The sequence below is a fragment of the Variovorax sp. OV084 genome, assembly GCF_900111625.1.
Classification (GTDB): Bacteria; Pseudomonadota; Gammaproteobacteria; order Burkholderiales; family Burkholderiaceae_C; genus Variovorax.
The window spans coordinates 36,865-57,162 of the sequence record NZ_FOII01000025.1 but is presented as its reverse complement, the minus strand read 5'-3'; the positions used below and the strand labels follow the sequence as shown (position 1 = coordinate 57,162).

Annotated in this window: 15 protein-coding genes; 6 read left to right on the top strand and 9 right to left on the bottom strand. The window is 66.5% G+C overall.

The window, feature by feature from the left end; all coding sequences use genetic code 11:
* Positions 1-41 precede the first annotated feature (41 nt).
* Positions 42-650, bottom strand: coding sequence for a TetR/AcrR family transcriptional regulator (locus BMW87_RS31655; protein ID WP_093059556.1), 609 nt, complete (start codon positions 648-650; stop codon positions 42-44).
* 109 nt (positions 651-759) lie between these two features.
* On the opposite strand from BMW87_RS31655, the gene BMW87_RS31650 reads away from it, so the two are divergent.
* The 3 genes from BMW87_RS31650 (at position 760) to BMW87_RS31640 (ending at position 6,658) form a co-directional block, all read left to right on the top strand.
* On the top strand, positions 760-1,791 hold the full coding sequence (locus tag BMW87_RS31650; RefSeq protein WP_093081867.1) for an MBL fold metallo-hydrolase: 1,032 nt from the start codon (positions 760-762) through the stop codon (positions 1,789-1,791).
* 129 nt (positions 1,792-1,920) lie between these two features.
* Positions 1,921-4,041: a TonB-dependent siderophore receptor gene (locus BMW87_RS31645; RefSeq protein WP_093081864.1), complete on the top strand. Its 2,121-nt coding sequence runs from the start codon at positions 1,921-1,923 to the stop codon at positions 4,039-4,041.
* A gap of 52 nt (positions 4,042-4,093) precedes the next feature.
* Positions 4,094-6,658 carry a PepSY domain-containing protein gene (locus BMW87_RS31640; RefSeq protein ID WP_093081862.1) on the top strand — a complete coding sequence of 855 codons (2,565 nt, stop codon included), beginning with the start codon at positions 4,094-4,096 and terminating at the stop codon, positions 6,656-6,658.
* A 79-nt stretch (positions 6,659-6,737) separates the two neighbouring features.
* Here BMW87_RS31640 and BMW87_RS35610 read toward each other — a convergent pair whose 3' ends face one another.
* From BMW87_RS35610 to BMW87_RS31605, 8 genes are all read right to left on the bottom strand, one after another.
* Complete coding sequence (locus BMW87_RS35610) at positions 6,738-7,037, bottom strand: TetR-type transcription factor C-terminal domain-containing protein (protein ID WP_256216992.1); 300 nt, start codon at positions 7,035-7,037, stop codon at positions 6,738-6,740.
* Positions 6,974-7,879 (bottom strand): 2OG-Fe(II) oxygenase, encoded by a 906-nt coding sequence (locus BMW87_RS31635; RefSeq protein ID WP_093081859.1) that lies wholly within the window; start codon positions 7,877-7,879, stop codon positions 6,974-6,976. Before BMW87_RS31635 ends, BMW87_RS35610 begins: the two co-directional genes overlap by 64 nt.
* A 19-nt stretch (positions 7,880-7,898) precedes the next feature.
* Positions 7,899-8,570: a hypothetical protein gene (locus tag BMW87_RS31630; protein WP_093081857.1), complete on the bottom strand. Its 672-nt coding sequence runs from the start codon at positions 8,568-8,570 to the stop codon at positions 7,899-7,901.
* A 51-nt stretch (positions 8,571-8,621) separates the two neighbouring features.
* A complete protein-coding gene (locus BMW87_RS31625) occupies positions 8,622-9,275 on the bottom strand; it encodes a hypothetical protein (RefSeq protein ID WP_256216991.1) in 654 nt (217 codons plus the stop codon).
* On the bottom strand, positions 9,272-10,675 hold the full coding sequence (locus BMW87_RS31620) for a cytochrome-c peroxidase (RefSeq protein WP_093081854.1): 1,404 nt from the start codon (positions 10,673-10,675) through the stop codon (positions 9,272-9,274). The genes BMW87_RS31625 and BMW87_RS31620 overlap by 4 nt, the downstream gene beginning before the upstream one ends.
* 157 nt (positions 10,676-10,832) lie before the next feature.
* Complete coding sequence (locus BMW87_RS31615; protein ID WP_093081852.1) at positions 10,833-13,289, bottom strand: alkaline phosphatase family protein; 2,457 nt, start codon at positions 13,287-13,289, stop codon at positions 10,833-10,835.
* A 557-nt stretch (positions 13,290-13,846) separates the two neighbouring features.
* Positions 13,847-15,058: an MFS transporter gene (locus BMW87_RS31610; protein ID WP_093081849.1), complete on the bottom strand. Its 1,212-nt coding sequence runs from the start codon at positions 15,056-15,058 to the stop codon at positions 13,847-13,849.
* Positions 15,059-15,226: 168 nt separating this feature from the next.
* A complete protein-coding gene (locus BMW87_RS31605) occupies positions 15,227-16,015 on the bottom strand; it encodes a DeoR/GlpR family DNA-binding transcription regulator (protein WP_093059624.1) in 789 nt (262 codons plus the stop codon).
* A gap of 212 nt (positions 16,016-16,227) precedes the next feature.
* On the opposite strand from BMW87_RS31605, the gene deoC reads away from it, so the two are divergent.
* From deoC to BMW87_RS31590, 3 genes are all read left to right on the top strand, one after another.
* Complete coding sequence (gene deoC / locus BMW87_RS31600) at positions 16,228-17,307, top strand: deoxyribose-phosphate aldolase (protein WP_093081847.1); 1,080 nt, start codon at positions 16,228-16,230, stop codon at positions 17,305-17,307.
* A 4-nt stretch (positions 17,308-17,311) separates the two neighbouring features.
* Positions 17,312-19,720: an aldehyde dehydrogenase family protein gene (locus BMW87_RS31595; RefSeq protein ID WP_093081844.1), complete on the top strand. Its 2,409-nt coding sequence runs from the start codon at positions 17,312-17,314 to the stop codon at positions 19,718-19,720.
* Positions 19,721-19,843: 123 nt separating this feature from the next.
* Positions 19,844-20,296: an RbsD/FucU family protein gene (locus BMW87_RS31590; protein ID WP_093059596.1), complete on the top strand. Its 453-nt coding sequence runs from the start codon at positions 19,844-19,846 to the stop codon at positions 20,294-20,296.
* The last annotated feature ends 2 nt before the right edge of the window (positions 20,297-20,298 follow it).

Sequence of the window (20,298 nt, the reverse complement as noted above, 5' to 3'; positions counted from 1 at the left end):
GGGCGCGGACGGCCGTAATCGCGTGCAGCGCGAGTCTTGGCTTATGCCTCGTAGTGGCTGAGGAACAGGTCTACCGCCGCATTGGCGATCTGCCGCTGCGCACGCGGCGCCAGCTTGGGCTGGCCCAGCGCGACCTGCGGCCAGAAGGCCACGCCCTTGACCAGGCTCTCCAGTTGCTGCGCGGCCAGTGAAGCGTCGCCTGCCTTCAGGCGGCCATCCTTCTGTGCGGCGCGAATCCAGCCGAGCACCCCGCCTTCCTTCTGGCCCAGGCGATTCATCATCTCCTGCACGCGTTCGGGCGAATGGATGGCGGCCGCGATGGCCACGCGTGCGAGGTCGAGAAAGTTGTCGTCGGCCAGCAGGGACATTTTCTGCATCAGCAACGCCAGCAACTGCTCGCGCACCGGCGCATCGGCGCGATAGGGCAGCTCTTCCTGGCTCGCGGCGCTTTCCCACAGCACGCGCAGGATCTCGGCGAAGAGTTCGTCCTTGCTCGGAAAGTGGTTGTACAGCGTGCGCTTCGAAACCTCGGCGCGGGCGGCGATCTTGTCGACGCTCGTAGCCTCGAAGCCGCTGGCGCGGAACTCGGCGATGGCGGCCTGGACGATCGCCTCGCGCTTGCGGTCGGTAAGACGTATAGCCTGGGTCATGGGCGGATTTTACACCGCTGAGTTTACTTTTTTGAATTTCGCTGTACACTCCGAAAAATTACACCGCGTGGTGTACTTTTTATCCTCCCTCTTGATCGGAGTGCTCCGCATGACCAACCAGTCCCTCTGCCTTCGCCGCAGCGAGCCCGTCGTTCGCGCCTCGTCGCCGCGACAGCTTGACGGCAAGTTCCGCAACGTCGTGCCGCGCGAAGAACCCGGCTTCGCCAAGACGCTCGCCATCGCCTGGCGCATATTGACGCAGAAGCCCGACACCACGGTGCCGCGCGCGCCGATTCCGGTGCAGCCCCTCAGCGCGGCAGCACTGGCCGCCGCACCCGACGCAAGCCTGTTCCGTCTCGGGCATTCCACCCTGCTCCTGAAGCTCGCCGGCGAGTTCTGGCTTACCGACCCGGTGTTCTCCGAACGCGCATCACCGTTCCAGTGGATGGGGCCGAAGCGCTTTCATGCGCCGCCCATTGCCATCGACGATCTGCCGCCGATCAAGGGCGTGATCCTGTCGCACGACCACTACGACCATCTCGACCACGCAGCCATCATGAAGCTGGCGCCCAAGGTGGATGTGTTCATCACGCCCATCGGCGTGGGCGACCGCCTGATCGCCTGGGGCGTGGACGCGGCCAAGGTGCAGCAGCTCGACTGGTGGCAGCAGACGGCTGTGGCGGGCGTGCGGCTGGTGGCGGTGCCGGCGCAGCATTTTTCCGGGCGCAGCCTTACCGACAGCGATCGCACCCTGTGGGTGTCGTGGGTGATCATGGCCGGCGACCTGCGCCTGTTCTTCAGCGGCGACACCGGCTACCACGCCGACTTCAAGACCATCGGCGAGCGCTTCGGCCCCTTCGATGTGACGATGCTCGAAACCGGCGCGTACGACGCACAGTGGCCCGAAGTGCACATGCAGCCCGAAGAAACGCTGCAGGCCCATCTCGATCTCAAAGGCCGCTGGCTGATGCCCGTGCACAACGGCACCTTCGACCTGGCGATGCACGCCTGGCACGAGCCCTTCGACCGCATCCAGGCACTGGCTGAAGCAGCCGGCATCGAGCTGGCCACACCGGCCATGGGCGAACAACTGTCGCTGGCCCAGCCGCACACGGGGCGGCGCTGGTGGCGCGAGCTCTAGCAGCAAACTCCGCATCGAAGGCACCCGCACAAAATAGAGAATGATTCTCATCCGTACGCATGAGATAAACTTCGCGTGAATTCTCTTTGAGTACTGCGCGCTTGCACGCGGCGCGGGCTCGCACGCTCCATGCACAAGCTTCTTCTGGCAACGCCACTCGCGCTCGCGGGCGCCGTTTCTTACTCTCACGCACAAACGCCCGATCCCGCCTCCGATGCGTCCGGGCAACTCAGCACAGTCACGGTGCAATCCAGCGCGGCCAACGGATTCGTCGCGAACACCGTGGAGGCCGGCACATTCCGGGGCGCTAACATCCTGGAGGTTCCCGCGACGGTCAACACGGTCACGAGCGACGTGTTCGAACTCCAGGGCGCGACAGGTATCTACGACGTGCTGCGCAACACCGCCGGCGTGACGCGCCAGCAGAACGGCGGCGACACCTTCGACCAGCTCGTGATCCGCGGCATCGCGGTCGAGAACCGGACGAACTACCGGCTCAACGGCTCCCTCGCAATTCCCAACGTCTCCGAGATCCCCATGGAGAACAAGGAGCGCGTCGAGGTGCTGAAGGGCGCCTCTGCGCTCTACTACGGCTTCACCACGCCGGCCGGCATCATCAACCTGGTGACCAAGCGCGCCGGCAGCACGCCGGTGACTTCCGTCGGCCTCACCGTCGACGACAAGGGCTCCTTGCAGGCCTCCACCGACATCGGGCGCCAATTCGGCGACCAGAACCAGTTCGGGGTGCGAATCAACGCGGCCGGCGGCCGCGTCGGCTCCAACATCGACGGCATAGACGGCAATCGCCGGTTCGTGTCGGCCGCTTTCGACTGGCGCGTCAACAGCCGCCTCACCCTCAAGGCCGACGTCGAAAACTACCGCAAGCGCATCACCGAGCAGGCCGGCATCACGAGGCCGGCGGCCGTCAACGGCGTGATCACCCTGCCAGCCCTGCCCGACCCGGACAGGCTGCTGGGCCCGGCCTGGGCGGTCTTCGACGCCGAAGTCACCAACACCCAGCTGCGCGCCGACTATTCGCTCAGCGACAACTGGGCACTGACGGTGGAAGCCGGTCACTCCGAAGCCGAGCGCGACCGCAGGCTCGCCAGCTTCAGCAACTACAACGTGCTGACCGGCGCAGGCCGCATCACCGGCAACGACCAGAGCCTGAAGCAGACCTCCGACCTGTTCCGCACGGAGCTTTTCGGCACCTTCTCGACCGGCAGCGTGCAGCACGAACTCACCATCGGCGCCGCGCAGAGCAAGAAAACGCAGGATCCGATCTACCAGCGCAACTACGGCGGCGCGAGCACCGCGCAGAACCTGTACAACCCGGTCGTCATCGGCTACCTGCCGCTGACCGCGCTCCCGACCCGGCCCACCACCGGGGCACAGGACAGCAAGGAACTGGGTCTTTACGCACTCGACCGCATCACCTTCTCGCCGCAATGGCAACTGGTGGTCGGTGCGCGCCATACGCACTTCGAGAGCACGCAGGGCGCGAGCGCCACGATCCCCCTGATCGCATTCGACGTGCGCAAGACCACGCCGCTCGCGGCGCTCAGCTACAAGTTCACGCCGGACCTGGTGGGCTACGTGTCGTACGCGCAAGGTGTCGAGGAAGGCGAAATCGCACCCGCCGGCACCACCAACCAGAACGCCCACATGCCGCCCGGCGTGAGCAAGCAGAAAGAAATCGGCCTGCGCTGGCTCACCAGCGGGGGCATGCTGCTGTCCGGCGCCTTGTTCGACATCGAACGCCCGGGCGCCTACACCAACAGCGCCAACACCTTCGTGGCCGACGGCCGGCAGCGCTACCGCGGCCTCGAACTCTCGGCACAGGGCCGCCTGACCCGCGCACTCGCTTGGCAACTCTCGGCCCAATCGCTCGACGCAGAGTTCCGCGACATCAACGCGCAGTACAACGGGAAGATGCCCGAGAACACCGCCAAGCAAACGGCCAGCGCCTTCCTCTCGTACGACATCGCGGCAGTGCCGGGCCTGTCGGTCAATGGCGGGGCCTACTACACGGGGCGGCGCCCGGTGGACGACCTGAACCAGGCGTTCATCGGCGGAAACACCATCTTCGGCCTGGGCGCCCGCTACGTCACGCAGCTGTTCGGCAAGCGCACCCTGTGGCAGATCAACATCGACAACGTCGCCGACAAGCGCTACTGGGCGGCGGCCGGCACGCGGCTGGCCGTTGGAACGCCGCGCTCGGTCAAGGCAACGCTGAAGATCGATCTCTGACACCAACAACAACCCAGCCGCGCCCACGGCGGCCCCAACCCCACTTCCCGACATGGCCCTCCTGAGGCGCGCCTGGTTCCAGATCCACTGGTTCATCGGCATCACGGCCGGGTCCGTGCTCGTGCTGATCGGGCTGACCGGCGCCACGCTCTCCTTTCGCGCCGAGATCATCGACGCGATCAATCCCGAACTGCGCCATGCGCCCAACCCGGGCGGCGCGACGGCGCTGTTGCCCGCGGCACTGGCACAGCAGCTGCAGGCGGCGCATCCGAAGCGCCGGATCGTCACGCTCACCGTGTTTGCCGAACCCGGGCGGCCGGCGCGCGTCAACTTCGCCCCACCGGAAGGCCAGCGCCAGGGCGAAGTACGGCTGGTCGATCCATGGACGGCCGAGCTGCTGCCCGAGCCGAAGGGAGACGCCTTCTTCGAGTTCGTCGAAAGCCTGCACCGATGGCTCCTGCTGCCCCGCGACACAGGCAAGCCCGTCACCGGCACCCTGGCCACGGGCCTGTTGATCCTGGCGTTGTCGGGCCTCTATCTGCGCTGGCCGCGCCGGCCGCTTGCCTGGCGGGCCTGGCTGAAGCTGGACTTCGCGCTCACCGGTCGCGCATTCCTCTGGAACCTGCATGCGGTGGTCGGCACCATTGCACTGCTGGCGTACCTGGCCTCCAGCCTGACGGGCCTCTACTGGGGCTTCGATGGTGTGCGAACGCTGGTCGACAACGCAGCAGGCGAAGGTCGCATGGTCCGCACGCAGCGCATGCAGGCCGGCGGCGCGGCTGCCAAGGCAACTGCGGCGCCCAAGCCCGACCTGCAACGAGTGTGGCAATCCTTCCTGCAGGAAACCAACGGCGACTGGAGCCTGGTCACGCTGCGCATGCCCACGCGCAACGCAACGCAGATCGAAGCGACCTACCTGCGTGCCAACCCGGAGCACGAGCGCGCACGCAACCGCCTCTATCTCGACGCCGTCACCGGCGAAGCCACGCAACATGAACGCTACGCCGACAAGCCATTGGCGGGCCGGCTGGTCAACAGCATCTATCCGCTGCACATGGGAACCTACTGGGGCCTGCCGGGCCGCATCGTGATGACGCTCAGCAGCCTGGGGCTGTCGCTGTTCGCGATCACCGGATGGATGCTCTATCTCGGGCGCCGACGCACGAAGCGCGCGGTGCGCGACGAACGCGCACGCCTCAGCCCGGCCCTGCCACTGGACAGCCACGGCGCCGAGCCCGTGCTGCTCACCTTCGCGACCCAGACCGGCCATGCAGAGCGCATCGCGTTGCAGACGGCGGCGGTGCTGCAATCGGCTGGCGTCGCGGTGGTGCTGCAGCCACTGGTGCGCCTGAGCGTGGATGCGCTGCAGCGCTACCGCAAGGTGCTGCTGGTGGCCAGCACCTTCGGCGACGGCGATCCGCCAGACAGCCTGCGCGCCTTTGCACGCCAGTTCGCGCGACAGACCGGTTCCGGCTTGCAAAACGTGCACTACGGTTTGCTCGCATTGGGCGACAGGCACTACGCCAACTTCTGCGGCTTCGGCAGGGCGCTCGACCACGATCTGCGCGGCCATGGCGCGCAGGCGCTGTTCCCGATGATCGAGGTGAGCAACGGCGATGCCGGCGCCCTCGCGCGCTGGCAGCAGTCGCTGGCCGACACGTTCGCCGTGCAGGTCGACACTTGGCAAACGCACCAGCCGAAGGTGGCACCCTTCGAGCCGTGGCGCCTCGTGCGCCGCACCCTGCTCAACGCAGGCAGTCAAGGTGCCCCCCTCTTCGAGATCGAACTGGCCCGCCCCGATTCGGAAGCCTGGAAGCCAGGCGCACTCGTCGAACTGCTGCCGCGCCAGGCTGGCCCCGCGGTTGAACAGTTCCTGCGCAGCGCCGGGCTCGACGGACGAACGCTCGTCCGCTTCGATGGCCATGAGCGCACGCTCGAAGATGCCCTGTCTCGCAGCACGCTTACGACAGCGACATCCGCCGCAACCGCGCAGGCGTTGGCCAACACACTGGTGCCGCTGGCGCCGCGCAGCTACTCGGTGGCATCGATCACAACGGACGGTTGCGTGCAATTGCTGGTGCGCCAGGTCCGCCACGATGACGGACTGGGCATCGCATCGGGCTGGCTGACCGCCTCGGCTCCCGCTGACGCCGCCATCGAGCTGCGCCTGCTGCCCAATCCCGGTTTTGCGCTGGTCGACGACGAGGTGCCGTGCATCTTCATCGGCAACGGTTCCGGCTTCGCGGGCCTGCGCGCGCATCTTCGCGAACGCGCGCGGCGAGGACACGGGCGCAACTGGCTGGTCTACGGCGAGCGGAACGCCGCGCACGATTCCTTCTGCGCCACGGACATCGCGCAATGGCAGGCCGCCGGAGCGCTGGAGCGCGTCGACCTGGTGTTCTCCCGCGACCAAGCCCAACGCCGGTACGTGCAAGACCAGTTGCGCGAGGCTGCCGATGCGTTGCGGCAATGGGTTGCCGAGCGTGCCGTGATCTATGTCTGCGGCAGCCTCGAAGGCATGGCTCCGGGCGTCGATTCGGTGCTGCGCGAGGCTCTGGGTGAACAGGTCTTCGATGACCTGGTCGCGCAGGGCCGCTATCGCCGCGATGTCTATTGAGTCACGGCGGGACGCCGTACCCGGCGAGGGCCCGGCTCATGTGCAGCATCCCGAAGAGATTGGTCTCGAGTTGCTCGCGCTACTGCTTGCGCGTTGTCTTCCGTGGCTCGATGTCCATCCCTGAGATGCCGTTCACGAACAGCTGAGTCGCGATCGGGACCATCTGCTCGTAGGTGAATCGCCCCTCGGGGCGGAACCAGGTGAACATCCAGTTGAGCATGCCGAACAGGAACATCTGTCGAGCTGACGATCGTCGGCGCCTTGAAACGGTCTTGCGCCGATCCGCAGAAATCCGGATGGGCACGAAGACGATCTTCAAAGCCCCGCGAAGGGCCTCGCGACTTCGCCGGCGGCCACGAAGCGGCGCTCGCGCATCCATTTGGTCATGACCCACTTCTCGCCCCGGGTCACGATCGCGCTGGCGTGCAGGGAGCGCGTGTCGACGCGGCCGTTTTCATCGGTGTACTCGAAGTAGCAGGCATTGCCGCGAATCGGCGAAACCGCCAGGCCGAGTTGCGGAAAGACGGTCTGGCCGCCGTCCTGCACGTCGTTGAGATAGGTCACCAGGGTGCTCACGCGCTGGCCGCTTCGCGCGATGGATTCACGGTTGGCGGCGTTGGTGGGCGCCAGATAGTCGTAGTGAGGCTCGCTGCCCGCGCCGCTCGGGTAGTACAGCACCTGCAGCCCCTCGCCGTTTTCCAGCGGAAGGTTCATCAGCGCCGACAGGCGCCGATCGAGACGGGCGACCAGATCGTTCTCGCCCAGGCGGAAGAACATGCCCCAGCTGGCGCGCTTGTCGCTCACCACATCGCGGCCGCTCATCGGATCGACCAGCGTGGAAGGCTTCAGGCGCGGGCGCGCCATTTCGATGATGGCCTTGCACTCGTCGGCATCCACGACGTTGCCGAGCGCGGCAAAGACCGGATCTTCGCCGCGCGAGTGCACGACGATCTCGCGGTCGGCCGCTGCAATCCGCGTGCCTGGTGCAAGTCGCGCCACGGGCCTGGCCGGAGCTTCGTCCGGCAGTTCGATGGCGTCGGCCGGCATCGCTGCGCCACGCTGGCGCGCATCGACATAAGCCGCGACGATGGCCTGCGCCGCGCGCTCGTTCATGCCTTGCTTGAGCATGGTGGCCACCAACGCGTGCGGCGCTTGGCCGGCATTGAGGTTGTGCGTGAGCCAGCGGCCCAGGTCAGGCGAGAAGCGGATGACGGTGCTCATGAGGCACCACAGGTGCGAGTCAAACCGGCCCCATCCGGGCGACCCAGCCCTTGTCGCCGAGCGTGAAGCCCTGGCGCAGTTGCAACTGCCCGCCCGCGCCATTCGTGATGCGCGTGATCATCGGGAACACGCGCTGCGCGTCGGCGTTCTGCATCCACGGCACCGTGTCGATCTGGTAGGTGTAGCTCACCACCGCCAGCGGATGGCTTGCGTCGGATGCATCGACCTTGACGTCGACGATCTTCTCGCGCTTGAGGTGCGCCACGCAGAAGTCGTTGGCGTGCTCGGTGCCGTGGTTTGCATACGGATGCGGCTTGTAGAACTTGCGGCCGGCGTCGGTCAGCTCGAATCGCTTGACCGCGCCGTCCGGGTTCTCGCTGCTCTTCGGTACGGAGACGGTGGTGCTGTGCACCAGGCCCAGTTGTTCCATCACCGGAAACTGGATGGCGTGGCGTGCACCGGAGCCGGCCTCGGCTTCGGTCAGGTCGATCGGCCAGTCGAACATTGAAAGGCAGATGTCGCCACGCTGGGCCAAGTGGTCATCCAGTGCAGCCGCGAGGTTCTCGGCGGTGGGTGCCTTGGCATCGTGGCTGGCGCTGCATGCGGCCAGCGCACAGACGATGGCGATGCCCGTCAGGGTCTTGATCGAAGTCCGGGTGTGCCGGCCCGGGCGGATGGAGCGGAGATTCATGGGGTCTCTGGTTGATTTACGGGTAGCAGGCAGTGCATGGCGATCGCGGACCTAGTGCGCATCCAGTTCGTCCGCGACCCAGCCGCGCCGCGTGAGGTGAACGCCAAGGCGCACCTGCATCGTTCCTTCGCGCTGGATGGCGCGCGCCAGCAACGGAAAGACCTGCTGCACTTCGGGCGCTGTTGCCCAGGGATCGGGCGCGATGCGGTAGGTGAAGAGCAACGAGGTCGCGGTGCGGCCATCGCGTGTTTGCGGCGGGTCCCAGCCGATCAGGCGATCCAGGCTCAGGGTGGCCGCACAGAAGTCGGCCGGGTGCGTGACCGTCTGCGTCGTGGTGCGTATCACCACGGGCACCTGGAGGTAGTACTTGCGCCCCGCATCGGTCAGCGCGTATTCGCGGGCCGGCACGGTGATGGCGACATCCTTGCCGGTCACCAGGCCCAGCTTTTCGAGCACCGGCATCTGCTGCGCATCGGGCTCGTGCGATCCGGCCGGCACCGTGATCGGCCAGGCGTATTTGGCCAGGCAGACGTGCCCGCGCTGCGCGAGATAGTCGTTGACTGTCGCCGTGAAGTTGTCGCGATCCGGAAAGCGCGCCTGTTCGTTGTCGCAGCCGGCGAGCAAGACCAGCGAGGCCAGCAACACCAGCAGGGACGCGACGCCGCCGACGCGTCGGGCAAGGACTGAGGTTGTGTTCGTCTTCACTTCACGCACCTGCCCGTGGTCGGTGCGGCGGAGGGAGGCTGGTAACCGTCACTGAACGTGCCCAGGAAGCAGACCAGGTCGGCGATCTGCTGCGGTGTCATGACCGACGGGGAGCCGGGCGCGCGCGGCCGCGTGCCGCTGGCAAGCGTCTTCTCGCCGCCCTCGCCGGTGCCCAGCGGCACTTCCTCGTCGATGCTGCCTTGCTGCGAGCGCGGCAGGTCGTTGTACTTGTTGACCGTTGCGCCCGGCACATGGGTAGGTTGCAACGCCCAGCTCGGGTTGGCCTGCGGCGCACCGGAGCCGTCGTTGTTGGCGGGGTACCAATACTCCGGGTTGGTGTCCCGCGTGTTGTAGAAGTTGACGACCTGCTCCAGCGAGTGGAGCACGCCGTTATGGAAGAAGGCACCCCGCGTCGCCACGTTGCGCAACCCGGGAACCTTGAACATGCCGCAGTACGGGTTGGGCGTGTCCGGCGTGGCGGGCGTGTGGTCGGTGCGGTAGGGGCCGCACAGTCCCATGTCGAAGTATTTCGGGTCGTCGTTGGCCGGAATCGGATCCGGATTGTTCGGGATCGACCTGTCATTGCGCGGCGCACCCAGGGCCTGGTAGGTGAAGTCCGTCATCAGGCCGGTGTTGCCGTTGAAGTTGGCGCCCGTGTAGTGGCAGCCCGAGCAATTGGTGACGCCGGTGCTGTGAAACAGAACCTCGCCGCGCCGCTCGGCCGGCGTCAGCGTGCCGCCGAGCTTGTTGAAGACATGGAGGTCGTACTTGCTGCTGTACGGGTGAAAGCTGATGTCTTCAGTCTCCAGCGCCTGGATCGCGCGGCCGAGGGCGTCGAAGGCGGTGTCGGTGTTGTCGAACACATCGGCGCCAAAAGCCTGCTTGAACAAGCCGGCATAGGTGCTGCTCTGGACCACCTTCATGACGGCCTCCTTGGAGGCGTTGTTCATCTCGAGCGGGTTGAGCAGCGGCATTCCGGCCTGTGTCGCCAGCGTCGCCGCGCGGCCATCCGCCATGAAGCCGCCGCCGGGCGAACTGGTGGTCACGCCGTCGGGGTTCGGCGCGTTGTCGTCGTAGGCCGGCGTCGATTCCCTGTAGCGCAGCGAGGGCACGGCACGCGCGCCGGTCTGCGTGATGTCGGAGCCCAGCTGCACCGAGATGCTGTTCGGCGGACCGTAGGCGTATTGCGGGTCATGGCAGCTCGCGCACGACATATTCTTGCCGCTCGACAGGTTCTTGTCGAAGAAAGCTAACTGCCCGACCTGTGCGCCCAGGCTCAGGGGCGGCTTGCGCGGGCCGGTGGCGCTGCCAGCCGTCGTTGCAGTGCTCTTGCCATCGCAAGCCACCAAAGCCAATAGCGCTACCGAGAGCGCCATGACGAGCGGGACTGTCTTGTCCATTGCCAGATTCATCATTCACCGTTGCATCTCGCAAGAGCTGCCATGTCGCCTTGGATGAGTTCGCCTTGCGCGAGCTCGAAGGCCATAAAAAGCTGTTCCAGGCGGCCCCGCGAAGGATTCCGCCTGGAACGCCGCCTCTTGGCGGGCGGCTTTCTGCTTACTTGGTCGCCCAGACGTTGTTCTGGCTCGCGTCAGGACCCACTTGCGGGGTGATCTGGCCTTCCAGCTTGCCCGTGAGGGCGTCCTGTACACCCACGATGTCGTTCGCGTACAGCTTCTGGGTGTAGTTGGCCGGGATCACATAGGCATGGTTGATCGGCCGCACGGAGTCGAAGTGCGTGTCCGCGCTGTTCTGGTATTCCGGCAGCGCAAGGATGTTGGCCGTGATGAACGCTTCCGTGTATTTGGTGCGGTTCAGGTAAGACGCATCCACGGCCGGGTCGGCGATCTGGAACATGTCCTGCAGCGTGCGCAGGAACGCGAAGTGGCTGTATGCATCGCTGTCCGCAACCTGCTTCTTCGCCGTGCCCACGTCCTGCTGGTTGGACATGATGCCGAAGATCGAATTGCCGTGACCGAAGTTGCCTGCGGCGTAGTTGGCCGGCGGGGTGGTGGCTGTCGCCTTGCCGCTCGCGTCCACGGTCACCGGCGCCGCGCCGGAAGTCGGGCCGCCCGCGTTCCAGCCGCAGCAGGAGCCGTTGCTGCCGCCTTCGCCTTCGTCGTACATCACGACGATCGCGACGCGCTTGTGCGGGTTCTTCCACAGCGCCGAGCTGCGGATCTTGTTGACCACCATGCCCAGGTAGATGTCGGCGCGCACGGTGCCGGCGGCCTGGCCGTCGTTGTTGGTGTTCGCGCAGCTCGTGTCGGAGCCGACACCGTGCATGTCGTCGCACTGGTCCGGAACGATGAAGTTGATGTTGCCCACATCGCCCGTGTCCAGGTCCTTGCCGAACTGGTCGTAGATCCAGCCGCCCGGAACCGGGAAGATCGATGACTTGAGCCAGTCCGCTTCCTGGTACTGCGTGCCGAAGATGGTGCGGTTGTTGGCCACGAAATCGGGCAGGCTGCGGGCGCCCTGGAAGGCGATCGACGGGCCGTGCTTGACCTTGTAGAGGCCGCCCTGCGCGGCGAAGTTAGGGGAACCGACGAGAGTGGGCGGGGCGGAGCCGTCGAGGCTGGTGGCGCCCTTGAGCTTGCTCGAGTCGTACGTGGCGGTCACGGCGTTATCGAGGATGCTGTCGGCGCGCACGTCCTGCCCGGGGTTCATCGACTCGCTGTAGGTGCGGATGGTCAGGCCCGCCTTGGACATCGCCGTGAACAGGTTGCTGCCCGGGATGTTGTGCACGGTGCCGCCGGTCGGGTTGTCACCGCAAGTCGCGTCGGCTGCGGAGTAATGGGAGCGGCTCTGGCTGTTCGCCGGCGGGAGCTTGCCCTGAGCGGGCATGGTCTGGCCGTCGGAGGCCGCACCACCGGCAAATGCGACGTCCTTGATTTCGTAGGGGCTGCCGGGAACGGCGCCGCAACCGAACCAGTTGTCGTCGGTGATGCCGAAGTCGTCGCCGCCGCCCAGCGCGGTGTAGTTCGGCTCGGACGGGTTGCCGGTCGAGTAGTACGTCTTCAGCTGGTTGTAGTTGTTCAGGATGTAGTTGATGTTGGCCGCGCGCGGGTTGCCGACGATCACGTCGGTCGACTTGTTTTCCTCGACGATGACGAAGATGTTGTCGTAAGCCGGCACGCCTTCCACGTTGAAGGCCGCCTGCTGCGCCTGCGCGAAGGTAATGGGCGCCTGCTTCTGCGTCGGCACCGTGGGGGTGGCCTTGGTGCCATCGCTGTTGGTGAGCGTCACGCTCGACAGACCTGCGAGGCGGGGATCGCCGCCCAAGACGGCCAGGTTGTCGGGGAACAGGTCCTTGCGGTCGAGCTTGGTCGTCGCGTAGGTGTAGCGGTTGGTCAGCTGGTTGTCTTCATACAGCGCCGCATACTGGGTCGCGCCGGCCAGGGTGTTGACGTCTGCCAGCGGATCGGTGAACGCGGCCGTGCCCAGATTGAAGGCCGGCCCATTGAGGCGTGCGACGAGGTTGGCCTTTTCGGCCGCGTAGCTGCTGCCGTTGGCTTCCACCAGGCGTTGCGCTTCGCTCGACAACGGGCTGATGACGATCTTGCCCGCGCCCTGGTCGGCGATCTGGGCAGTCGAGGCGCGCAGGATCAGGTGGCTGGCCACGGTAGCGCCGGTCGCGGTATTGATCGCGGCGGTGCCGATATCGGCCACCAGCGGTCCGGTCTGGGTGGTCGTCAGCGTGAACTTGCCGCTGGCATCGGTGGTGGTCGAGACTTCGCCGCTGTCGAGCACACCATTGCCGTTGGCATCGACGAAGACCGTGGCCTTCTGGTAGTAGCCAGGCTTCAGGGTCGGGTTGCCCGTGGTGCTGCCCGGCACGTAGCCGCTGGCGGTCACCACGCCGCTGAAGGTCGTGCCGGGAGTGCTGGCGGGCGGAGTGGTGATCGGAAAGAAGCCGCCGCCCCCGTCGTTTCCTCCCCCGCAAGCGGCGAGCACGCAAGCTGCAACCGTCGTCAATGACGTGAGCAAAGCCTTTTTATCGAGAATTGGCATGTATATCCTGGGGCAGTGAGTTATGGATGGTTTTTACCGACCGGCAAGGGACAGCTGGGCATCGTCTTTTTCAGCAAGAAGCGCCAGATCGAGGAGGAATGTAGAAATAACGGGTGACATTCATGTGTCAAAAGAGCGATGAATATCCAATTCACGGAGCACGTGCCGACCCGTAATTTCGCTGCTTCCGCAATTAACTGACCGCAAGCTGACCGGAGAATTAGAAGACGATTAGCAACTAATTAGAAAAGAATTAGGAATGCAGCTTGCGGATAGACCTTCGGCCTTGCCATCCAGCGAGTGGAGATCGGTTCGCGCAGAGCTTCGCCTCCGGAATTTCCTGTTTAGAAATTGGAGATGGAGTTCTGCCGGGGAAGTCCTGGACGGAAATTTCTGCGTCAAGTGCGCCGTTTTTCGGCAGCAATAGATTCACGGAATCAATGAATCCTCTGAGGCACGGCTCTACCCCGACCTGATTGCGAGCGCGGAATCAGAGACCCTCAGGCCTGGTGCGAGTTGGCGGGTCATGCAATTGACCACCGCCGAATTTGTGGAATTCAGCGCCCGTGGCGCGGAATCCAATACGCCAGCGTCCCCGCCGCAGCGAAGGCGATCAGTCCGGTCACCGCGATTCCCGCGGCAAGGGACAGGCCGCCCGCCAGCAGAGACAGCAACGCCGGGCCGCACGAGGAGCCGATGTCGGACATCAGACGCCATATGCCGAGGAAGTGCGCGCGCCCGTGACGCGGCGAGTGGTCGGCGCCGAGGGTCATGATCATTCCCGAGCCGATACCGTTTCCGAAGCCGATCGCCAGTGCAGCGATCAACAGCGTGAGAACGCCGGACGTCAGGGGCATCAGCAGCATTGCCAGCCCCATGATCAGCATCGACGGCACCGCGACCCAGCGCCTGCCCTTCCTGTCCATCACCTTGCCGGCCGGGTAGAACACCAGCATGTCGACACCACCGGCCAGGCCGTAGATCAGCGAGGCCACCGAGGGCGCAAGCATCAGGTGGTCGGCCCACAGCGGGATCACGGCCTGGCGCGAAGCGCGCACTGCGCTGACCAGCACCACGCCGACACCGAGCGTGAGGAACACATGACGGTGATCCCGCAGCGTCGAGACAACGGACGTCGAAGCCGGCGCCGCCTGCCCGGCCGGGAGCGGCGGCGCCTCGAGGTCGGGGATGCGCGCGCCGATGGCCGCAGCCGCCATCACCGCCACGATGCCGACCACATAGGCCGCCGACAGGCCGAACACATGCACCGCCCCGGCAGCGAGAAAAGGCCCGGCGAACATGCCGATGCGCATGACGCCGCCCAGCGTCGACAGCGCCCGCGCGCGGTATTCGATGGGCACCGCCTCGGTCATGTAGCTCTGGCGCGCGAGGTTGTAGACCGCCTGCGACATGCCCACCATGAAGCACCCCGTGGCGAACAGGCCGAGATGCGAAGTCAGCACGCACAGGAGCATGCCAAGACCGCTCCACACACCCGCCGCAACGATGGCCCAGCGCTCGCCCCAGCGCATGGTGATCATCGATGCCGGGATGTTGTTGAGCAGCGAGCCGATGCCGATCATCGCGATCACCAGCGCGGCCATGGGCACGGAAGCACCGAGGCCGCGCGCGGTCAGCGGCACGATCGGCAGGATGGCGCCCTCACCCAATCCGAACAACAGCGAAGGGGCGAAGGCCGGTACGGCGATGCGCCAAAGAGAGAACGAAGGCGTGGGGGAAGAGGTCGAGGCGGCGGGCGGGATTGACATGCGCGGAAGGGTTCGGATTTGTTGCCGCCACCCGCCGGGCGGACAAAGGCGCAGCAATTGTCTCGCCGATGCCGAATGTCTGCAGGGCCTCTCCTTTCCTCACTCCGTCCTGCGCTGCAAAGCCTGCGCGGCGGCCACGTGGATTGCGGGCCTGCGATGCCCGGCATCTCAAGCGGTTGTGGGCCGCGCAAACTCGATCGGCAGATCCTTGAACTGCTTGCGCAGGCCCGGCACGGGCGCCCCGCCCACCACGATGCGCGCAAACGCATCGAGCGGACTGAAGAAAGCGGGCCTCAGGCGATTGAGCTTGCTTTCATCCACGATCAGGAAGCTCTGCGACGCGCTGCGGATCGCCGCCTGCTTCACCGGTACTTCGTGAAAATTGGAACAGCTCGCGCCCCGCTCCAGGTCCAGTCCGCCGGCCGAGATGAAGGCCTTGTTCACGCCCAGCCGGTTGAGATATTGCAGCCCCTCGTCTGAAAAGAACGTGGCCGACGACGCGTGGTACAGCCCGCCCAGCAGCATCAACTGCGTGTTCGGCCGGCGGCTGAGGATCGACGCGATGTTCGTGGAGTAACACACCACGCTCAATGGCATGTCGGGCGGCAAGGCCTCCGCGAAATGGACCATGGTGGTGCCGCAGTCGATGAACAGGCTGTCGTGCGCCTGCACCCACGTGGCGGCGCGTTCGCAGGCCACGCGCTTGTGCGCCGCGTGCTGGTCGCTGGCCTCGTCGAGCGAGTACCTGTCGGCGCCCGGCAGCGTGGTCGCAAGCACGTAGCCGCCGAGGGCGGTGAGCGGTGAATCGGCGGCCGACAGGTCGCGGCGGATCGTCATTTCCGTCACGTCCAGCCGCTGGGCGGCCTGCTTGATCGGCAACGGTCCGCCGGCCTCGACGAGCTCCTGCATCTTTGCAAGGCGCAAGGCCCGGGCCTCGGCGCCGGCGGTCTTTCGCATGTTCTGGTTCCTCTGGTCCACAAGCCTGAGTATCGGGCATCAAAAATGTTATTTCAAAAACATCTTGCGCAGATAAATGTTATTGAAATAACATTCACACCAATGCGCCACCGGCCCTGCACGGCGGTCTGCACAACGATCGGAGACAAAGACATGCCCCTTGCCTGCCTGCCGCTCACGCGGCGCCTGCGCGCCCCGGCGCCCTTCACTCCATGACCTCCACTTCCCTCGTTCGCGCCAGCGGCGCGGTGCGCTCGCGCCCCGTCTCGACCGTCGCGGCCGCTTCGCCCCCGGCTGCCGTTGCCGGCGCCGCGGCGACGGCGCCCGACAAGAAGCCGCACACCATCGCGCGCAACACCGCGCAACCCTTCGACACCGGCTGGTTCGACAACATCCGCGTCAACCTCTCGGCCGCCGAACGCCGCGTGGCCACGCTGCCCGGTCGCCGCTCGGTCAAGAAAGATGCGCAGGCCGGCTGGCTGCTCAAGGCCATCACCTGCATCGACCTGACCACTCTCAACGGCGACGACACGGCCGAGCGCGTGCGCAGGCTGTGCGCCAAGGCCGTGACCCCCGTGCGCCCCGACCTGCTGGTTGCGCTGGGCTTTGCAGATCGCACGCTGCACACCGGCGCGGTCTGCGTCTATCACCGCTTCGTGGCCACGGCCGTGGATGCGCTCGCGGGCATCGGCATTCCGGTGGCGGCGGTGTCCACGGGCTTTCCGGCGGGGCTGATTCCGCACGAGCTCAAGCTCAAGGAGATCGAAGCATCGGTGCGCGACGGCGCGGCCGAGATCGACATCGTCATCACGCGCGAACACGTGCTCACCGGGCAGTGGCAAAAGCTCTACGACGAGATGCGCGACTTTCGCCTGGCAGCGGGCGATGCGCACGTGAAAGCCATCCTGGCCACGGGCGAACTGAAGACGCTGCGCAACGTCGCCAAGGCCTCGATGGTCTGCATGATGGCCGGCGCCGATTTCATAAAGACCTCCACCGGCAAGGAAGGCGTGAACGCCACGCCGCTGGTCACGCTGGTGATGCTGCGCATGATCCGCGAGTACGAAGCCCGCACGGGTTTTCGCGTGGGCTACAAGCCCGCCGGCGGCGTCTCCACCGCCAAGACCGCGCTCGACTACCAGGTGCTCATGAAGGAAGAGCTGGGCCGCGCCTGGCTCGAGCCCGACCTGTTCCGCATCGGCGCCTCCACCCTGCTGGCCGACATCGAGCGCCAGCTGGAACACCACGTCACGGGCCGCTACTCGGCCTTCCACCGCCACCCGATCGGATGACCCGATGAGCAGCAACAGCAGCGTCGCACGCTATTTCGACACCATGGACTACGGCCCCGCGCCAGAGAGCGACACCGACGCCCGCCAATGGCTCTCGCGCCATGCAGAAGGCTTCGGCCACTTCATCGGCGGGCACTTCACCCCCGCATCGGCCGGCCCGCATTTCGACACGGCCGAACCAGCCACCGGCCAGCGGCTCGCCGGCATCGCACAGGGGTCCGCGCAGGACGTGGACGCCGCCGTCGCCGCGGCGCGCGCCGCGCAGCCCGGCTGGCTGGCGCTCGGCGGCCACGGCCGTGCACGGCATCTGTACGCCCTGGCGCGCATGGTGCAGCGCCATGCGCGCCTGCTCGCGGTGGTCGAGGCGCTGGACAACGGCAAGCCGATCCGCGAGAGCCGCGACCTCGACGTGCCGCTGGTGGCGCGCCACTTCTATCACCACGCCGGCTGGGCCCAGCTGCAGGAGCGCGAGTTCGCCGACCAGGTGCCGCTGGGCGTGATCGGCCAGATCATTCCCTGGAACTTCCCGCTGCTGATGCTGGCCTGGAAGATCGCGCCCGCGCTGGCGCTGGGCAACACGGTGGTGCTCAAGCCCGCGGAGTTCACGCCGCTGAGCGCCCTGCTGTTCGCCGAACTCGCGGCGCAGGCCGGCCTGCCCGCCGGCGTGCTGAACGTGGTGACCGGCAACGGTGCCACGGGCGCGGCGCTGGTGGCGCACGAAGGTGTCGACAAGATCGCTTTCACCGGCTCGACCGACGTGGGCCGCCTGATCCGCGAAGCCACCGCCGGCTCGGGCAAGTCGCTCACGCTGGAGCTGGGCGGCAAGTCGCCCTTCATCGTGTTCGACGACGCCGACATCGATGCCGCCGTGGAAGGCGTGGTCGACGCCATCTGGTTCAACCAGGGCCAGGTGTGCTGCGCCGGCTCGCGGCTGCTGCTGCAGGAGGGCATTGCGGCCGACTTCATCGAACGCCTCAAGCGCCGCATGCAGAGCCTTCGCGTGGGCCTGCCGCTGGACAAGGCGATCGACATCGGCAGCCTGATCGACCCTTCGCAGCTCGAACGCGTGCGTTCGCTGGTGGCCACCGGCGTGCGCGAAGGCGCAGTCTGCTACCAGCCGCCGGGCGCGCTGCCAGCGGGCGGCAGCTTCTTTCCGCCCACGCTGCTGACGGGTGTGCACCCTGCCTCCACCGTTGCGACCGAAGAGATCTTCGGCCCGGTGCTGGTGACCATGACCTTCCGCACGCCAGACGAGGCCGTGGCACTGGCCAACAACACGCGCTACGGTCTCGCGGCCAGCGTGTGGAGCGAGACCATCGGCCTTGCGCTGGGTATCGCGCCGCAGCTGCAGGCCGGCGTGGTGTGGGTCAACGCCACCAATCTGTTCGACGCGGGCGTGGGCTTCGGCGGCTACCGCGAATCGGGCTACGGCCGCGAAGGCGGACGCGAGGGCTGCTACGAATACCTGAAGCCGCGCGCATGGGCCGAGCGCAAGCCGCGTTCGGCAACTGCATTTGCCCAAGCTGCGAACGAGGCAGACAAGGCACCGGTCGCCGCGGGGCTTCCGGCCATCGACCGCACGGCCAAGCTGTTCATCGGCGGCAAGCAGGTGCGCCCGGATGGCGAGCTCTCGCACCCCGTGTTCTCCGCCACCGGCCAGCGGCTCGGCGAGGTGGGCACCGGCAACCGCAAGGACATCCGCAACGCCGTGGCCGCCGCGCGCGCCGCCACGGGCTGGTCGAGCGCCACGCCGCACCGCCGCGCGCAGGCGCTCTACTACCTGGCCGAAAACCTCTCGGCGCGCGCCGGCGAATTCGCCGCGCGCCTCACAAGCCTGACCGGCGCGGCCGCGCGCGCCGCACAGGCCGAAGTCGACGCCGCCGTGAGCCGCCTCTTCGCCTACGGTGCGTGGGCCGACAAGTACGAAGGCACGGTGCACGTGCCGCCGCTGCGCGGCGTGGCACTGGCCACCATCGAGGCCATCGGCGTGGTCGGCGTGGTGTGCCCCGACGAAGCGCCGCTCTTGTCCTTCGTGAGCCTGCTCGCGCCGCTGCTCGCCATGGGCAACCGCACGGTGATCGTGCCGAGCGAGAAGCATCCGCTGATCGCGACCGACTTCTACCAGGTGCTCGAAACCTCCGACCTGCCGGCCGGCGTGGTCAACCTCGTGACCGGCCCTGTCGCCGGCCTTGCGCAGACGCTGGCCGAGCACGACGACGTCGATGCGCTGTGGGTCTTCGGTGCGAAGGAGCTGTCGCGCACCGCGGAGCGGCTGTCGATCGGCAACCTCAAGCGCACGCTGGTCGATCACGGCCTGGCCACCGACTGGCACGACGGCGTGGCGGCCGAAGGCCCGCTGTTCCTGCGGCATGCCACGCAGGTCAAGAACATCTGGATCCCCTATGGCGAATGAGCGCTGTCAGTGCTTCCAAAGCCTCGAAAACCAAGGGAAATCCCTCAATAGCAAACGTTTGCGCAAACGTTTTCTTTCCCTAAGATCGCAGCCAACCGAACCGTTCCATCGCCAGGAGTCCGCATGCTGAAGTCCATCCATCCGCTGCTCAATGCCGACGTGCTGTACGCCCTGCGCGCCATGGGCCATGGCGACGAACTGGTGCTGTGCGATGCCAACTTTCCGGCCGACTCGGTGGCGCGCCAGACCACGCTGGGCCGGCTGCTTCGCATCGACGGCGTGGGCACCACGGAAGCGGCGCGCGCCATCCTGTCGGTGCTGCCGCTCGACGAGGCGGTGGACGATCCGGCGCGCCGCATGGAAATCATGGGCCAGCCGCACGAGATTCCGCCGGTGCAGCAGGAAATGCAGCGCGAGATCGACGCCGCCGAGGGGCGCGCGCGCCCGCTGGGCTCGATCGAACGCTTCGCCTTCTATGAAGCCGCGCGCCGCGCCTACTGCGTGATCGCCACCGGCGAGCGCCGCTTCTACGGCTGCTTCATCTTCAAAAAGGGCGTGCTCGCGCCGCAGGCCTGACC

What these genes read in the sequence shown, in the direction of transcription:
- BMW87_RS31635 (WP_093081859.1), bottom strand. Translation starts at nt 7,879, where the DNA reads ATGAGCACCGTCATCCGCTTCTCGCCTGACCTGGGCCGCTGGCTCACG.
- BMW87_RS35610 (WP_256216992.1), bottom strand. Translation starts at nt 7,037, where the DNA reads ATGGATGCGCGAGCGCCGCTTCGTGGCCGCCGGCGAAGTCGCGAGGCC.
- BMW87_RS31655 (WP_093059556.1), bottom strand. Translation starts at nt 650, where the DNA reads ATGACCCAGGCTATACGTCTTACCGACCGCAAGCGCGAGGCGATCGTC.
- BMW87_RS31650 (WP_093081867.1), top strand. Translation starts at nt 760, where the DNA reads ATGACCAACCAGTCCCTCTGCCTTCGCCGCAGCGAGCCCGTCGTTCGC.
- BMW87_RS31615 (WP_093081852.1), bottom strand. Translation starts at nt 13,289, where the DNA reads ATGCCAATTCTCGATAAAAAGGCTTTGCTCACGTCATTGACGACGGTT.
- BMW87_RS31610 (WP_093081849.1), bottom strand. Translation starts at nt 15,058, where the DNA reads ATGTCAATCCCGCCCGCCGCCTCGACCTCTTCCCCCACGCCTTCGTTC.
- BMW87_RS31645 (WP_093081864.1), top strand. Translation starts at nt 1,921, where the DNA reads ATGCACAAGCTTCTTCTGGCAACGCCACTCGCGCTCGCGGGCGCCGTT.
- BMW87_RS31605 (WP_093059624.1), bottom strand. Translation starts at nt 16,015, where the DNA reads ATGCGAAAGACCGCCGGCGCCGAGGCCCGGGCCTTGCGCCTTGCAAAG.
- BMW87_RS31595 (WP_093081844.1), top strand. Translation starts at nt 17,312, where the DNA reads ATGAGCAGCAACAGCAGCGTCGCACGCTATTTCGACACCATGGACTAC.
- BMW87_RS31630 (WP_093081857.1), bottom strand. Translation starts at nt 8,570, where the DNA reads ATGAATCTCCGCTCCATCCGCCCGGGCCGGCACACCCGGACTTCGATC.
- BMW87_RS31640 (WP_093081862.1), top strand. Translation starts at nt 4,094, where the DNA reads ATGGCCCTCCTGAGGCGCGCCTGGTTCCAGATCCACTGGTTCATCGGC.
- deoC (WP_093081847.1), top strand. Translation starts at nt 16,228, where the DNA reads ATGACCTCCACTTCCCTCGTTCGCGCCAGCGGCGCGGTGCGCTCGCGC.
- BMW87_RS31620 (WP_093081854.1), bottom strand. Translation starts at nt 10,675, where the DNA reads ATGGACAAGACAGTCCCGCTCGTCATGGCGCTCTCGGTAGCGCTATTG.
- BMW87_RS31590 (WP_093059596.1), top strand. Translation starts at nt 19,844, where the DNA reads ATGCTGAAGTCCATCCATCCGCTGCTCAATGCCGACGTGCTGTACGCC.